Annotated in this window: 19 protein-coding genes; 6 read left to right on the top strand and 13 right to left on the bottom strand. The window is 46.7% G+C overall.

The window, feature by feature from the left end; genetic code table 11:
* Positions 1-63 precede the first annotated feature (63 nt).
* Positions 64-822, top strand: coding sequence for a DUF2884 family protein (locus tag CLC91_RS12375; RefSeq protein ID WP_095498668.1), 759 nt, complete (start codon positions 64-66; stop codon positions 820-822).
* Here CLC91_RS12375 and hemW read toward each other — a convergent pair.
* From hemW to CLC91_RS12410, 7 genes are read right to left on the bottom strand one after another with little or no spacing between them, the layout of a single operon-like run.
* Positions 819-1,961, bottom strand: coding sequence for a radical SAM family heme chaperone HemW (gene hemW, locus CLC91_RS12380; RefSeq protein ID WP_095500481.1), 1,143 nt, complete (start codon positions 1,959-1,961; stop codon positions 819-821). The two genes, CLC91_RS12375 and hemW, sit on opposite strands and share 4 nt — an antisense overlap.
* A gap of 4 nt (positions 1,962-1,965) precedes the next feature.
* Entirely contained in the window at positions 1,966-2,571 is a 606-nt protein-coding gene (rdgB, locus tag CLC91_RS12385) for an RdgB/HAM1 family non-canonical purine NTP pyrophosphatase (protein WP_095498670.1), read from the bottom strand.
* 13 nt (positions 2,572-2,584) lie between these two features.
* Positions 2,585-3,019, bottom strand: a complete 435-nt coding sequence (locus CLC91_RS12390) for a DUF4426 domain-containing protein (protein ID WP_095498671.1) — start codon at positions 3,017-3,019, stop codon at positions 2,585-2,587.
* Between the two features lie 39 nt (positions 3,020-3,058).
* On the bottom strand, positions 3,059-3,346 hold the full coding sequence (locus tag CLC91_RS12395; protein ID WP_095498672.1) for a DUF167 family protein: 288 nt from the start codon (positions 3,344-3,346) through the stop codon (positions 3,059-3,061).
* 15 nt (positions 3,347-3,361) lie between these two features.
* A complete protein-coding gene (locus CLC91_RS12400) occupies positions 3,362-3,913 on the bottom strand; it encodes a YggT family protein (protein WP_095498673.1) in 552 nt (183 codons plus the stop codon).
* A gap of 18 nt (positions 3,914-3,931) precedes the next feature.
* On the bottom strand, positions 3,932-4,753 hold the full coding sequence (proC, locus tag CLC91_RS12405; RefSeq protein WP_095500482.1) for a pyrroline-5-carboxylate reductase: 822 nt from the start codon (positions 4,751-4,753) through the stop codon (positions 3,932-3,934).
* A gap of 8 nt (positions 4,754-4,761) precedes the next feature.
* Positions 4,762-5,454, bottom strand: coding sequence for a YggS family pyridoxal phosphate-dependent enzyme (locus CLC91_RS12410; RefSeq protein WP_095500483.1), 693 nt, complete (start codon positions 5,452-5,454; stop codon positions 4,762-4,764).
* A gap of 32 nt (positions 5,455-5,486) precedes the next feature.
* Between CLC91_RS12410 and CLC91_RS12415 the strand changes: the two genes are divergently transcribed.
* Together CLC91_RS12415 and CLC91_RS12420 are read left to right on the top strand one after the other, a co-directional pair.
* Positions 5,487-6,521 (top strand): type IV pilus twitching motility protein PilT, encoded by a 1,035-nt coding sequence (locus CLC91_RS12415; protein WP_095498676.1) that lies wholly within the window; start codon positions 5,487-5,489, stop codon positions 6,519-6,521.
* Positions 6,522-6,530: 9 nt separating this feature from the next.
* The gene (locus CLC91_RS12420; protein ID WP_095500484.1) at positions 6,531-7,640 is read left to right on the top strand and encodes a PilT/PilU family type 4a pilus ATPase; all 1,110 of its coding nucleotides are present in this window, start codon (positions 6,531-6,533) and stop codon (positions 7,638-7,640) included.
* A gap of 136 nt (positions 7,641-7,776) precedes the next feature.
* On the opposite strand, the gene ruvX is transcribed toward CLC91_RS12420, so the two are convergent.
* From ruvX to yciH, 3 genes are read right to left on the bottom strand one after another with little or no spacing between them, the layout of a single operon-like run.
* Positions 7,777-8,193, bottom strand: a complete 417-nt coding sequence (gene ruvX, locus CLC91_RS12425; protein ID WP_095500485.1) for a Holliday junction resolvase RuvX — start codon at positions 8,191-8,193, stop codon at positions 7,777-7,779.
* Complete coding sequence (locus CLC91_RS12430; RefSeq protein WP_095500486.1) at positions 8,193-8,765, bottom strand: YqgE/AlgH family protein; 573 nt, start codon at positions 8,763-8,765, stop codon at positions 8,193-8,195. Before CLC91_RS12430 ends, ruvX begins: the two co-directional genes overlap by 1 nt.
* 1 nt (position 8,766) lies before the next feature.
* Positions 8,767-9,090: a stress response translation initiation inhibitor YciH gene (yciH, locus tag CLC91_RS12435; protein WP_198950931.1), complete on the bottom strand. Its 324-nt coding sequence runs from the start codon at positions 9,088-9,090 to the stop codon at positions 8,767-8,769.
* 188 nt (positions 9,091-9,278) lie between these two features.
* Between yciH and CLC91_RS12440 the strand changes: the two genes are divergently transcribed.
* A complete protein-coding gene (locus tag CLC91_RS12440) occupies positions 9,279-9,845 on the top strand; it encodes a DUF4136 domain-containing protein (RefSeq protein ID WP_095498680.1) in 567 nt (188 codons plus the stop codon).
* A 76-nt stretch (positions 9,846-9,921) separates the two neighbouring features.
* On the opposite strand, the gene CLC91_RS12445 is transcribed toward CLC91_RS12440, so the two are convergent.
* On the bottom strand, positions 9,922-11,364 hold the full coding sequence (locus CLC91_RS12445; protein WP_158220740.1) for a phospholipase D family protein: 1,443 nt from the start codon (positions 11,362-11,364) through the stop codon (positions 9,922-9,924).
* 204 nt (positions 11,365-11,568) lie between these two features.
* On the opposite strand from CLC91_RS12445, the gene CLC91_RS12450 reads away from it, so the two are divergent.
* Positions 11,569-12,162 carry an SOS response-associated peptidase family protein gene (locus CLC91_RS12450; RefSeq protein ID WP_158220741.1) on the top strand — a complete coding sequence of 198 codons (594 nt, stop codon included), beginning with the start codon at positions 11,569-11,571 and terminating at the stop codon, positions 12,160-12,162.
* An 84-nt stretch (positions 12,163-12,246) separates the two neighbouring features.
* Positions 12,247-13,074: a mechanosensitive ion channel family protein gene (locus CLC91_RS12455; RefSeq protein ID WP_095498683.1), complete on the top strand. Its 828-nt coding sequence runs from the start codon at positions 12,247-12,249 to the stop codon at positions 13,072-13,074.
* Between the two features lie 71 nt (positions 13,075-13,145).
* Here CLC91_RS12455 and CLC91_RS12460 read toward each other — a convergent pair whose 3' ends face one another.
* Positions 13,146-13,616 (bottom strand): outer membrane protein assembly factor BamE, encoded by a 471-nt coding sequence (locus tag CLC91_RS12460; protein ID WP_095498684.1) that lies wholly within the window; start codon positions 13,614-13,616, stop codon positions 13,146-13,148.
* Between the two features lie 74 nt (positions 13,617-13,690).
* Positions 13,691-15,349 (bottom strand): DNA repair protein RecN, encoded by a 1,659-nt coding sequence (recN, locus tag CLC91_RS12465; protein ID WP_095498685.1) that lies wholly within the window; start codon positions 15,347-15,349, stop codon positions 13,691-13,693.
* Between the last annotated feature and the right edge of the window lie 102 nt (positions 15,350-15,451).

Raw genomic sequence — 15,451 nt, forward strand, 5'->3', positions numbered from 1 at the left:
ATCTTAAAAAAGAAGCCTAGAAAGGCGAGTTCGCATTGTAAAGGTAATCAGGGAGTGTGTTACATGTTTAAGCGATTAATGCTGTTACTCAGTTGGCTGCTGGTAACCCCAGCATTTGCTCAAGGACAATGCGAACTCAATATTGAGCAAGCCTTCGCAGTTGAAGGCTCTCAGCTTTCGGTGGGAGAGGCGGGCGCTAACCTCATTCGCTTTAAACCGGACGGATTGTGGGTTGGCGATTCCAAAGTTGAACTGTCTAGCGCTCAGCAAGCCATGGTTGAAGAGTATCGACAAGGCTTTGTTAAGCAAACGCCTGAGCTGGTGGCCTTGGTTGAACAAGCCATTGCCATGCTCGAGCAAACCTTAACCTCCACCATTGCGCCTCTGCTTAATGAAGACAACACCCAACAACTTAATCAGCTCATTAACGACATGAAGGCCCGAGCGGACAGCGTTGCCGGTAAAAACCAATTAGGCTATTACTTTAAGGCAGATGACGACACCTTCGAAAACTTAATTGATGAGAAAACTCAGCAGCAAATGGAAGCTTTAATGCAATCGGTTGCCGGTCAGTTTATGGCGGAAATTGGCGCTCAAATGATGAGCGGTGATGGTGCCAGTGGTGACTTGATTCAAAAGCGCATGGAGCAAATGCAAAACCTGGGCAACGACATTGAGTCCAAAATGCGGTCGCAGGCTAAGGCCTTGGAAGCTAAAGCCGAAAAGGTGTGCAAAGACATTCAAGCCTTGTTGCCATTAGAGCACAAACTAGCTCAAGAAATTGAACCGCTAAAATCTTTTGAATTCGTTAAAGCCGGTTAGTCTTCCGGCACTAATAGCTCGAGCACGTCATTGACGAACAGCTGGCCTTTCTCGGTCAGCTGCCAATCGTTATCAGTATCTATTACCAAGTTGCGTTCAATAGCCGGCTGCAGCTTGTGGGTTAAATCTAAGGGGCGTAATCCTGTGACCTCTTGATACTCAGACTTCGGTATGGCTTGGTGAAGACGGGCTCGGTTCATCAAGTATTCCAATGGCCTTTCTTGCGGCTCAATATCCACCAGTTGTCGACGCACATCGATGGCTTCCATATAGCCTTTCGGGTGCTTTATCTTCTCGGCTCTTACGATGCGATTTTGCTCAGGGAAGGTTATTTTGCCGTGAGCACCGCAACCTATACCCAGATAATCGCCAAAGCGCCAATAATTGAGATTATGACGGCATTGATAGCCGTCCTGAGCCCAGGCACTCACTTCGTATTGGCGAAATCCCAGTTGATTCATGCGTTGAGTACCTTGATCAAAAATGGTCCATAGGGCTTCGTCTTGAGGGAGTTGTGGTGGTCTGGAGTGAAACAGAGTATTGGGCTCGATAGTGAGCTGATACCAAGATAAGTGAGTGGTATTTAAGCTCGCAGCTATTTCAATATCAGCCATCGCTTGTTCAGGTGTTTGCTGAGGTAGGCCGTGCATTAGGTCTAAATTAACCGAGTCAAAGCCGGCGGCCATGGCTTGTTTAGCGGCGCTTTTGGCATTGGCTGAGTTGTGGATCCGACCTAAAATAGTCAGTTGTTCGTCGGCAAAGGTTTGAATGCCAAGGGATAAGCGATTAACGCCGGCTTGTCGGTACGCGCTAAAGGCCTCATGCTCCACCGTGCCCGGATTCGCCTCCATGGTGACTTCGCAATTGGGCTCTAGCCCTATGGCGGCGTCAATAGCCTTAATAATCTGAGCAATACTGCTGGCTTTAAATAATGACGGCGTGCCGCCACCAATAAAAATGGTGGAGACTTTGCGGCCTTGTGCCCAATGGGCGTCGGCATTTAAGTCCTTAATCAGCGCCTCGACATAGGCTTGCTCTGGCAGTGCAGCTTTTGGCGCATGGCTGTTAAAGTCGCAATAGGGACATTTGCGCACACACCAAGGTATGTGCACGTATACCGACAGCTCAGGTAATTGCATTGGCTTAGCTTAATGCTCCGGCTTGTTGAAGTAGTGGTAACAGTTTCGCTAAGGCTTTACCGCGATGGCTTAGCTGGTTTTTAAGCTCTGCACTAAGCTCGGCGGCGGTGCAATTGTGCTCAGGCACCCAAAATATAGGGTCGTAGCCATGGCCACCTTGTCCACTTGGCTCGGTGGTAACGCTGCCTTCCCAGCTGGCTTCACAAATGATGGGGGAAGGGTCCTTGTGGCTGCGCATGTAAACCAGCACGCATCGAAATCGCGCGCTGCGGTTGCTGGTTTGTTTTTGATTAAGCTCGGCCAGCAGTTTTTGGTAATTGTCTATTGCGCTTGCGCCTTCACCGCCATAGCGAGCCGAGTATATTCCTGGTTGTCCGTCTAATGCGTCCACTTCAATGCCCGAGTCATCAGCAATGGCGGCGTGGCCACTGATTTGTGCGGCGTGGCGCGCTTTAATAATGGCGTTTTCGACAAAGGTAGTACCGGTTTCTGCTACATCTCCAATGTTAAAGTGGGATTGGGCTTTGATGTCGATGCCTTGCTTAGAAAACATCTGTTGGAACTCCGCCAACTTTCCTTTGTTACCGCTTGCAAGCACTATGGTTTTCATTGCTGGTTATCTTCTAATCCACGTAAAATTTTTGAGAGAAATTAAGGCTGGTATTGAGGGTCTTGCCGTGGGCAAGCGTGATTTCGAAGTTAATGGTCTCTTCGTTACGATGAGGCACTTCTGAAATGTAGTAAATGGCGTTTTCTTCTCGAATCTCTTGAAAGTCGAGCTTCTTCGATGAGTCTAATAAGTTTTTTGCGACGCCAGAAATGGTGACGGGAATCGCCGGGTTTCCAGGTTGAGCGGTATCGAGCACGGTAATGTTCACTAGGCCAACGTAACGGCTGCGGTTGATTCCATAGGCTTTAGCGATTTCAGGGGTGATGAAGGTACTACTGAGCGCCATGTAGTGAATGGCGTATTGACCCACTTGTTGCTTTTGCTCGGCTTGTGCCGGAGCTATCGTGGTCAGCATTAACAGCACAGTGGCGAAGACGCGGCGAAACATAGGCAATTCCTTGGTTGTTTGTTGAGTCGACAATGTTAATTATAACAAAGCCTTGAGCGCATCAGGCAGAATTATTGGATTGTCGACGCAAACGACCTTGTGACGGGAGCTATGGCCCTTTAATAACACCACTCGGCTTTTAGAAACTTTGCATTGTTTGGCAATAAACTTGATCACATGGGCATTGGCTTTGCCATCAACCGGTGGTGCGGTAATGGCCAATTTCAGTTCACCATTGTGCAAACCAAGCCACTGATCTCGAGATGCCTTCGGCTGAACGTATAAGCGCAGCGTAAGTTGCTGCGCTTGTTGTGAAATGGCTTGCACAGACACAAGCTTAACTTAGGCCAAACGCCATAGCGGGCCGATAAGATCGTGCATTAAAATATTGGCGAAGTTTAAACCAATCATCAACACCAACAGTGACAAATCAAGACCGCCCATGGGGGGAATAATACGGCGAATAGGTGCCATTAATGGTTCGGTAAGCTGCGCTAATAAGAATTCGAACGGGTTTTGACCTTGGCTCACCCAGCTCAAAATGGCTCGAATCAGTAGCATCCAAAACAGCAAAGTTCCAAACTCTTTAATCACCCCGAGCACGGCTAACACAGCCGCACCTGCCCAATCGATGCCGGCATTTTGCATCATCATTAACACCACCCACTTAGCGCCAGCCACCATAAGTGCTAGCAAAAGTGACGCGGTGTCGAGTTGCCCGACAGGAGGGATAACTCGACGCAGCGGCCCAACCACAGGTTGAGTGGCCTTTACGATAAACTGACTCACCGGATGGTAGAAATCTGCCCGGGCAAATTGCAACCAGATGCGTAACACAACAATCATCAGATATAGTTCGAAAATAACGGTTACTAGGTAATTCATCGAGTTCATAGATTATTTAATTTCCTATTAAAACTGTTTGGCCATCTCTTCGGCTCGGGCTACACAATCTTGCATAGCTTGGTCAACTAAGGTTTCGAGTTCACCTTGCTGAAATCGTTCAATTGCTGCGTGGGTTGTACCGCCTTTAGAGGTTACGTTTAGGCGCAGCTGCTCGGCAGATAAGTCGCTATTATGACTTAACATTTGCGCAGCGCCTAGCATAGCTTGTTGGATCATGGAGCGAGCTTGCTCTGGATCACACCCCATTTTCGCAGCGCTTTGTTGCATGGCGTCTGCAAACAAGAAAAAGTAAGCCACCGATGAGCCGGCGCAGGCAATCACATGATTTAAGCCCTGCTCTTGCTCAACCCAAGTAATTTTTCCAATGGCGCTCATCAGCTCATTGCAATAACCGGTGTCTTCATCGTTAAGCTGTTGGGCGCTGTATAAGCCGGTAAGGGCTAACCCGAGCTGTGCTGGAGTATTTGGCATGCTGCGCACCAGTTTAATGGGTTGGCCAAAGTAATCTTGATATCGATGTGCTTCGATGCCCGCAGCAATGGTAATAACCAACTTCTGACTTAAATCCAATTGAGCTAGGTCGGTACAAACTTTTTCCATTAATTGAGGTTTGACCGATAGCACGATAACTTCAGCGGCTTGAGTAACGGCGTGATTATGGTTGTTGATGTTAATGCCAAAATCCGCTGCTAAATCGTCTAGTTTGCCTTGGCTGGGGTTTGAGGCGTATATCTTATCTGCCGGGTAACCTGAGCTGACCATGCCACTAATGATGGCTCGAGTCATATTGCCAGCTCCGATAAAAGCGATGCGTCGGTATTGAGTCATGAGGTTGCTTATCCTTTTTGTTCACGAGCGCCAAAAATGGCGGTGCCTATTCGCACCATGGTACTGCCATTGGCAATGGCTTGGGTCATGTCACCGCTCATTCCAATCGATAAGGTATCGATACTTGGATACTGGCTTTGTAAGCGGCTTAGCGCGCTTTGCATCGCTTGGTATTCCTGTGTTTGCTGTTCAAGCGTTTGCGCCGCAGCGGGGATGGCCATTAAGCCTCTTAAGCGAAGATTCGGTAGTTGAGCGATTTCTTCAGCCAAGGCATCGACGCTTTCTAGTGCGACTCCAGATTTAGTGGCTTCTTGGCTAATGTTAACTTGAATCAACACGTTCAGAGGACCAAGCTCTGCCGGCCTTTGATTGTTTAAGCGTTGCGCTATTTTCATGCGGTCAATGGTTTGAACCCAATCAAAATGCTGGGCCACAAGTGCTGTTTTGTTGGACTGAATAGGCCCTATGAAATGCCAATCAATATCTAGCTTTGCAAGCGCTTGCACTTTTTCCACGCCTTCTTGGACATAATTTTCACCGAATTGACGATGGCCAATATCATACAAAGCTTGGATATCGTTAATCGGTTTGGTCTTGCTAACGGCTAACAAGGTCACGGATTGAGGCTGTCTGTTGCAATTCTGACATGCGTCAATGATTTGGGACTGTGCGCGAGTGTATCTGTCTGTTATGGTTGTCATGTTATCGCATAATTAAAAAATGGAATCTTAAAATGGAAATTACAGAGCTTCTGGCTTTTAGTGTAAAACACAAAGCGTCCGATCTACACCTTTCGGCAGGAGTTCCACCGCTTATTCGTGTGGATGGCGAAGTTCGCCGCATCAATCTTCCTCAATTGGATCACGAGGAAGTTCATAGTCTTATTTATGACATCATGAACGACAAACAACGTAAAGACTATGAAGAGCATCTCGAAATTGACTTCTCTTTTGAAGTACCTAATTTAGCTCGTTTCAGGGTGAACGCATTTAAGCAAGCTCGCGGTGCCGCAGCGGTTTTTCGTACCATTCCTTCCGAAGTGCTTACTCTTGAACAACTGGCGGCTCCCGAGATTTTTAAGAAAATCTCCGATTACCCCAGAGGCTTGGTGCTGGTAACTGGGCCTACCGGTTCCGGTAAATCCACCACCTTAGCGGCCATGGTTAATCATATCAATGAAACCCGTCATGACCACATTTTAACCATTGAAGATCCAATCGAATTTGTTCATGAGAATAAAAAATGTCTGCTAAACCAGCGTGAGGTGCATCGCGATACCTACAGCTTCGATGCGGCACTGCGAAGCGCGTTGCGTGAGGATCCTGACGTAATTCTCGTGGGTGAGCTTCGTGACTTGGAAACGATTCGACTGGCGCTTACCGCCGCTGAAACGGGTCACCTTGTGTTTGGTACTTTGCATACTACCTCTGCGGCGAAGACCATTGACCGTGTTGTGGATGTATTCCCCGCAGCTGAAAAAGATATGGTGCGCACCATGCTCTCAGAGTCGCTGCAAGCGGTTATCTCGCAAACCTTGATTAAGAAGATTGGTGGAGGTCGGGTGGCCGCTCATGAAATCATGATAGGTACGCCCGCCATTCGTAACTTGATTCGCGAAGATAAGGTAGCGCAAATGTATTCGGCGATTCAAACCGGTATGTCCAGCGGCATGCAAACCCTTGAACAAGCGCTGCAAAACCTTGTCAACCGAAACCAGATCAGTCGTGAAGATGCGCTTTCTAAAAGCTCTAATAAAGCGTCGCTGTAGGAGTTGATGATGAACATATTACCTTTTCTCAAGGTCATGATTGACAAAAAAGCGTCGGATCTATTTTTGACTTCTGGCTTTCCGGTCAGTGCCAAAGTGGATGGTGAGCTGAGACCCATGACCGAAACACCGCTCACCGATAAGCTGGTGTTGGCTATGGTAGAGAGCATGATGACCGATGCTCAGAAACAGGAGTTTCATCAAAGCAAAGAGTGTAACTTTGCCTACGCGGTAAAAGGGCTCGGTCGTTTTCGTGTAAGTGCATTTTGGCAGCGCGAGTCGCCAGGTGCGGTCATGCGAAGAATTGAAACCCGTATACCTACCATGGAAGAGCTTAGTTTGCCGCAAGTGTTGAAAGACATCTCCATGAGTAAGCGAGGCTTGGTCATTATGGTGGGGGCGACCGGTACCGGTAAGTCAACGTCATTAGCGGCGATGGTGGGGTATCGCAATAAGAACTCTAAGGGCCACATATTGACCATTGAGGATCCGGTTGAATTTGTTCACCAACATGAGCAATGCATCATTACACAACGGGAAGTTGGTATTGATACCGACTCCTTTGATGCGGCGCTTAAGAGCTCGTTGCGTCAGGCGCCAGATGTGATTCTAATTGGTGAGATCCGAACTCAAGAAACCATGGAATTTGCCTTGTCATTCGCTGAAACAGGCCACCTGTGTATGGCAACACTGCATGCTAACAACGCTAACCAAGCATTAGACCGTATTATGCATTTGGTTCCAAAAGATCGTCATCAACAATTGCTGTTCGACTTATCGTTGAATTTGCGAGGCATTGTAGCCCAGCAATTGGTGCCAAGAGCCGATGGCGAAGGACGACGAGCGGCCATTGAAGTACTGCTTAATACCCCTCGGGTGAGCGATTTAATCGCTAAAGGGGATTTGCATCAGCTTAAAGAAACCATGAGCAAATCAAACGAGCAAGGCATGCAAACCTTTGACCAAGCCTTGTTTACCCTATTTAACGACGGCGAGATAAGCTATTCAGACGCATTACATTACGCCGATTCACCGAATGATTTACGACTCATGATTAAGCTGAAAAACTCAGACAACAACACAGGCCTAATGGAAAACGTCACCGTCGATTTGGACTAGCCCAAAAGCAAATGGGGACGTACCCCACGCTTCAAAATGAGCAAAGGGGACGTACCCTATGGGTCAAAGTGTCCAAAAGGGACGTACCCCTGCTATGGGGTACGTCCCTTTTTACTTTTGGCTAAGTGCTTTGTAGCTAATGATATGAGTTTTCGAAATAGCTTTCGACAATGAGAACCGCTGATACGGAATCAATTTGGCCTTTTTGAAGCTTCTTGAAGCCGCCCAGTTCAAACAGGCGTTGCTTAGCGTCGGCGGTGGTTAAGCGTTCATCCTGTAAACAAACTTCTACACCGAATCGACCGTGAAGGCGTTGACCGAACTTTTTGGCTCGGGCTGTGAATGCTTGTTCGCTACCATCCATGTTAAGGGGCAAGCCAACTACAATAAGATCAGGCTGCCATTCTTTGATAATGGCCTCAATGGCATCCCAGCTTGGTATACCGTCGCGAGCCTTTAATGCTGCCAAAGGAGATGCTGAGCCGGTTATGGCTTGGCCAACGGCGACGCCAATGCTTTTCGTTCCAAAATCAAACCCCAGTACTGTTGTCATTAACTATGACCTACCTGAGAGGATAATTGAGCGGGGTCGATTCCTAACCGTTTAGTTGCTTCACTCCAGCGTTCATCAATGTCAACGTCGAAAAGCAAAGAGGGATCGGCTGGAATCGTTAGCCAGGAGTTATCTGCCAGTTCTTGTTCGAGCTGGCCTTTTTCCCAACCAGCGTAGCCTAGCGCTATGATGTAACTTTCTGGGCAGTGTTGCTGGCCTATCGATTCTAGAACATCGCGACTGGTTGTGATCATGATACGGTCTGACAAAGCCAGGCTGGACTTAAATTGGATGGCGTCTTTGTCATAACTGTGCAATACAAATCCACGCTCAGTAGCTACAGGCCCGCCAACCATGACTTCCGGATTAGCCTCTTTAGGAAGTACAAAGTCACTCGCTTGCAGTTTCATTTGGCGTAATAAGTCGTCTGCTTTTAAGCCTATTGGCTGATTGATTATCAGGCCCATAGCGCCATTTTCATCGTGTTCGCAGACATAGGTGACGGTACGCTTGAAAAAAGGGTCTTCAAGGCTCGGCATGGCTATGAGCAGATGATTTTGCAGTGAATCCATTTTATCCCCCGGCAATTTTTACCTTAAACCCCAATTTTTCTAAGATGATTTTGATTTTCTCACGGTCATCACTTTGCACTTCAACATTAAACCCTTTGACCGCCCCACCACAACCGCATTGTTGCTTTAACTTCTTAGCAATATCTTTAAGAGGTTTGGCTTCTAGACCAAGCCCCTCAACAATAACCACGCCTTTTCCTTTACGTCCTTTGGTTTCTCTTTTAAGGCGCACAATACCATCTCCTTCTGGAGCTTGTGGCGCTTCAATTTCTGGTTTTATTCTTCCAGTGTCGGTGCTGTAAACCAAATTCAATTTTTCTTTCATGATCTTCTTAGCAGCTATTCAGCGTTTAGTAAGGTGATTGGCGCTATCATAACAAATCTAGGGTGAGCTCGACAGACGATTGAGCAGTCACGCTAGGGACAAATTTTTGAGAATTTATGATTAAAGCGTTTTCTAAAACTTAGATACAGGTTAAGCTCTTGAGCAATATGGCTTGTAAAGGAACAATTATGAGAAAGCTTGTTGTTGCAGCATTTGCACTAGTATTGGCGGCTTGTAGCACGGTGACCACCGAATTTGACTACAACCCTGAAGTTGACTTCAGTCAGTATAAAACTTACGCCTGGGTCGATAACTCTTCTGAAGATGAGCAAGCGGACGCTTATCATATGGAAGGTTTAACGGATCAACGCATTCGACGTGCTGTTGATGAACAGCTTTCAGCTAAAGGTTTCACCAAAGTGGCTGTGGAAGATGCCGATTTAATGGTTAATTATCTGACCAAGCTTGAGAAGAAAGTCAACGTTGATACCTTCCACAGCAATTACGGTTATCACCCATTTTATGACCCGTTTTGGGGTTATCATGGTGGCCCGTCTAGAACCGAAACGAGAGTTCGCGAGTACCAACAAGGCACCTTGATCTTAGATTTGATTGATAACGAGTCTGACAAACTGGTATGGCGTGGGGCGCTTGCTGATACGGTTAAGCAAAAAAGCACGCCGGCTGAGCGAGAAACAGCAATTAACGAAGCGGTTACCAAAATCCTCCAAAGCTATCCGCCAGAAGCAAAATAGCAGCCTTGTGGCTGTTAGCTCAAAAAGGGGCCAGGCCCCTTTTTTCTCGAGCGTAAAGGGGGCCTGGCCCCCTTTTTTATAGCTGCTCTTCGATGGGCAAGAGGCGCTGCAATGTTAATCCGAACCAATCCCACCAGTGCCTGCCAGGCTCTTCAGTTAACATTTGTTCCTCGCCCTGAGCGTTCAGATGTTTCCAAAACAGTTTGTTATTAAACTTTATGACTTTGTCGGCGTTAGCCAATTCAGTGTTACGCTCAAACCATTGGTGCAATTGCTGTGCGAAAGCCGGGTTATCAATTAGCAATCCAATTTCAGTGTTAAGAGACTTAGAGCGGGGATCGAGATTAGCGCTACTTATCCAAACAATGGAGCGGTCATAGATACCAAATTTTGCGTGCAAACCAATAGGGATCTCTTGAATTGATTGGGCTTGATGTTGGCGCCAATATTGACCGTCTGCTCGGTACTCAAACAGTGACACATTGGCATCTAGCAATTGCTCGCGTCTTCTTGTGTAACCATATTGCGCAACCCGAACGTCGTTGGAGTCGTAGCTATTGGTGAGAATCTTTATCGATACATTCAGCTCGTTAAGTTGCGCAATATTGGCAAAGGTTTCGGAGTCCGGCACAAGGTATGGCGAACATAGCAAAACTTCTGTGCTGGGTAGCATATCGATAGCATCGAGCTGCTCAGATAAGGTGGGTTCGGTGTTATCGGTAAGCGCCTTACCGGGAGGGTCGACCACTAACTTCATTTTTCCCCAATGAAGTTCACCCAGTTCCTCTTTAAAGAGTCGAAGCACCTGTTCTTTTGGATACTCAATAGAGTAGGGCAGCGGTGGTAACTTTTTCAGTCGTCGCTGTAACTGCATATGAAGCTTAGTAAGTTCCTTTTCTGTGGCTACCACCGGGCTGTCTAGACTTTGAGCGCTGATCGCCCAATTGGAATTCCAGTAGTTGTCAAAACTATGGGATATATCGTTGACGATAGGGCCTAAAGTAACGACGTCTAAATCGACGAAATTTTTACGCTGAGATAAATCAAAGTACTCATCACCAATATTGCGACCGCCAATAATAGCGACCTGATTATCGGCAATTAAGGCTTTATTATGCATGCGATGATTTAAGCGAGAAAAGTTGCCAAGTAACGTCATCGTTTTAGTAAACTGGACTGAGGTATCACCGCCATATGGGTTATACAGCTTAATATAAATATTTGGGTATTTAGCCAGTGTGCTAAGCGCTTTACTAGATCCTACAAGGTTATGATCATCAAGCAGTAGTCTAACCCGCACACCTCTTTTGGCAGCCGCCATAATACGCTCAATCAAGAGTACGCCGGAGTGATCGCCTTGCCAAATATAGTATTGTAAATCGAGGGTGTATTGGGCTTCGTCAATCAAAGCTATTCGCGCAAGTAAAGCTTCCTGGCCTGTTTCCAATAGTGAAACCGCCGATTTTCCGGGATTCTGCGCAACTTTAGGTTCAATCAGATTACGTAGATTACTGTCCATCGTTTGTGGCCTAGAGTAACTTGCGTTAACAAACTGCTCTTTTGGAGCTGTGGATGAGCAAGCGCTGATTGTGCTTATCAAGACGCAAAGGGCTAATCCTCTCAGCAAACGCATAGGTTTGATGTTCCTTAATAGAAAAAAATGGCTAAGCTTGTCCTCTTTAAGTTTATGATTAATTCTCCCCAAAATGCTAGGAGCAATGTTATGTGCGGCCGCTTTGTACAAAATTCCGTAGCTTACGATACCCGAGTACAACTCGGTAGCGATTACGGCCAGTTTGAGTTTGAGGGGTTAGGGGAAGTCTTTCCTAGTCAATCGCTGGATTTATTACTCTGGAAAAACGACAGTCTCCAGCAACAAACGGCGCAATGGGGTAAAGCAGTCGAGGGCTTAGCACGGCCAGTCATCAACGCTCGACTGGAAACCCTATATGAAAAACCGCTGTTTAGAGGTGTTCAACCGGCGCTTGTTGTTGCTAATGCTTGGGTTGAGTGGAGACAAGAAGTGGGAGGGAAGCGAGCTTTTCAATTTCGCAGCGATAACCTCTTGAGTATGGCGACGGTTGTTTGGCAAGACGCAGCAGCGACTCAGCAGTTTGCGATAGTTACCTGCCGTGCAAACAGCGCGGTGCGTCCTTATCATCATCGTATGCCGCTGTTGCTAAGTAGCGAGAATATTGAGGCCTGGCGATATTGGGCCTTGATTGAACAGAGTTCGAAACCCTGCCCGTTAACCGTCTCTGAGTTTGTTTCAACAGCGAGTCGCTTAAAAGATGACCGCCAGCAAAATCTTTTTTAGCTGCTACGCTATGTAACAGTGACTTAACAACATAAATTCGTTATAACAAGCAATGAGTTAGTCAGAATTTTAAAGGAAGAATCTATGGAAGAGATCCAAAAGTACGTGGATATGGCCCCAGACTTAATGATGATTTATGGCACTAAAGTCCTAATGGCCTTAGTTATTTTTGTGGTGGGTCGTTGGGTGGCGAAATGGTTAGCAAACGTTAGCCGTAAGGTGATGACAGCCCGCAACCTAGATGTAACCGTTGTATCCTTTGTAGGCAACATAGTATACGCACTGTTGCTTACCTTCGTAGTGGTTGCGGCCTTATCGCAAGTCGGTATTCAAACCGCTTCGCTGGTGGCAATTATTGGTGCTGCCGGTTTAGCCGTTGGCCTAGCGCTTCAAGGAAGTTTGTCGAACTTTGCCGCCGGGGTGCTTCTAGTCATCTTTAAGCCGTGTCGAGTTGGTGATTTCGTCGAAGCAGCAGGGGTTGCTGGTGTGGTGGACGAAATAACCATTTTCTCCACCAAAATTCGAACTGGCGACAACAAAATGATTACCGTTGCAAACGCAGCGGTAATGGGTGGCACCATTACCAACTATTCAGTAATGCCCACGCGCCGTATTGATATGGTAGTTGGAGTCAGCTACGACGCCGATATTAAGCAAACAAAAGAGATTCTGTCTAAGATTCTGGATAACCACCCAAAAGTTCTAAAAGACCCAGCCTACACTATTGGGCTTGCTGAATTAGCCGACAGTTCGGTTAACTTTGTATTCCGCCCTTGGGTGAATACCGCCGACTATTGGGCAGTTAAATTTGAGCTTAATGAGCAAATAAAGAACGAACTAGACGCGGCAGGTATTGGAATTCCATATCCGCAAATGGACCTTCACGTTCAATCGCTACCACAGCAAAACTAGCGATAAACGGTACAAAAAAAGCCCGCTGTAGTTAGCGGGCTTTTTAGTTTTTTGAGGCTTAGCGATGTTAGCTATTGTTCCGACTCAAGCTCTTCTTTTAGCTCTTCAGGATCCGTTTCCTCTCCAGGCATAGGCCCTTCATCCGCCGCATTTTCTACGGTCGGCATTTGCCCTTTTCCAAGCGGAGTGTTGAAGTCTGGGCTTAACTCGTAATCGCCTTCAATGGATGACACTTTGTCATCTTTAAAGTAGATGAGCATTTCACGTTTGGTAACTTTAGCATTACGACCTGATTTGAATTGGTAAACGTAGTACCAAGTATCATCTGCAAAACTGTCTCTCAAGACGGGTCGACCAAGAACGTATTCTACTTGTTCTTTAGTCATATCAACGCGAAGTTTTTCAACCTGTTGCTTTTCGATGTAGTTGCCCTGTGGGATATCAATTTTGTATACCAACCAATCGAATACGGCGCATCCTGACAACGTAACGGTCAGTGCCGCTACGCCAAAAAGTTGGGTAATTTGTTTTTTAGTTATCATCTTGTTCTAAATTTAACTGCTTTAATGGCCATCATCATACTTATGGCCAGTGCTATATACAAGGGCACAGCACATTAGCCAGCGAGCAATTGTTGTGCATTAGCCAGTGTTACCTCAGTAATTTCGTCACCGGCTAACAATCTAGCCAGCTCTTGCAATCGTTGACTTTTGTTTAAGTGTGCTATTTGCGTATGAGTTGTCCCTTTGCTGCTAATTTTATCGACTTTCATTTGCTGATGACCTTGGCCAGCCACTTGAGGTAAGTGTGTGACACACAAAACTTGCGTTTGTTCGCCCAGTTCGCGTAATAAATTGCCAACAACAGCCGCGGTTGCGCCGCTAATTCCAGTATCAACTTCATCAAATATGAGTGTCGGCGTCGCTACTTTGCCACTGGTTAATACCTGTAACGCCAACCCGATACGAGACAGCTCGCCGCCGGACGCGACCTTGCCCAAAGCTTGCAGAGGTTGGCCAGGGTTAGTGGTCACCTGAAATTCGATAGTGCTGTTACCGAGCTTGGTTAAGGTTGAACTGCGGTTAAGTTCAACCGCAAAAACGCCATTTTCCATGTTGAGTTGGCGCATTTTAGCCGTCACCTGCTTGGCAAGCTTTTTAGCTGACCAAATTCGGCTTTGGTGCAATTTATCTGCAGCATTATGATATTGAGTAAGGGTTTCAGCCACTGCTTGCTCTAAGTCTTGCAGCTGTTGCTGTGACTGGCCTAATTCTCTGACCTCCTGTGCAAGTTGCTGGTGGGTCTGATAAACCTCTTCAGGTCGTACTTGATGCTTTCGTGCTAATTCGTGAAATTGGCCTAAACGGGACTCTAACCATTGCAGCCGTTGAGGATCTAATTCCAACGCTTGTTGGTAACGGTCCAACTCTCCGCTAGACTCTTGCACTTGAATCAAGGCACTGTTTAGCATTTCAGCGACATTCTCCAACGACTTATCCAACTCGCAAAGCGCCGTGGCTTGAGATACCGCTTGGTTGAGCAGATTCTCAATATTGACGTCGGGATCTTGGCTCGTAAGGGCCAAACAGCGCTGACTGGACTCAATCAGCTGGGTGCCATTGGCGAGAGTCTTATGTTCATCGACTAGTTGCTGATATTCGTGCTCGTTGCAATCGAACTGTTCTAACTCATCTACTTGATAGGACAATAGCTGAAGTCGAGAATGCCGCTCGGCTTCGCTTTGGCGAAGCGCTTGTAAGTTACTTGATTGAGTGTGCCAATCTTGATAGCAAGTTCGCACAGTGTCGATTAGGGTTGAATGATTGCAATAATCGTCTAACAGTTGCAACTGATTGTCAGGCTTAGCTAACGCTAAATGAGCGTGCTGCCCATGCAAGTTGACCAACAGGTTTCCAAGCTGCTTAAGTTGGCTTAGCGTAACCGCAGCGCCATTAATATAAGCTCGTGAACGTCCATCACTGTTAACCACACGGCGCACGATACAGTCGTCATCGTCGTCCAAATCGTGTTCCATTAACCATTTCTTTGCATTTGGACTTTGCATGAGCTCAAAGCGAGCACATACTTCGGCTTTAGCTTGTTCACTTCTCACCATAGACGCTTCTGCTCGGCGCCCTAAACACAGCCCGAGCGCATCAATAGCAATGGACTTACCTGCGCCGGTTTCACCTGTTATCGACGTCATACCGGGCTTCAAGTCGAGTTCTAGAAACTTGACGATGGCAAAGTTTTGAACGGTAAGTTGAGTGAGCATGCAAGCACCTATTTAACTGTTAATCCATACAGTGGTTAACCGTCAGTATATACTGTCGTTTTATACAGTAAAGTGTTTTGCTTAAAAAAATAGCAATTTGGT

The organism is Paraferrimonas haliotis (assembly GCF_002282895.1).
Classification (GTDB): Bacteria; Pseudomonadota; Gammaproteobacteria; order Enterobacterales; family Shewanellaceae; genus Paraferrimonas; species Paraferrimonas haliotis.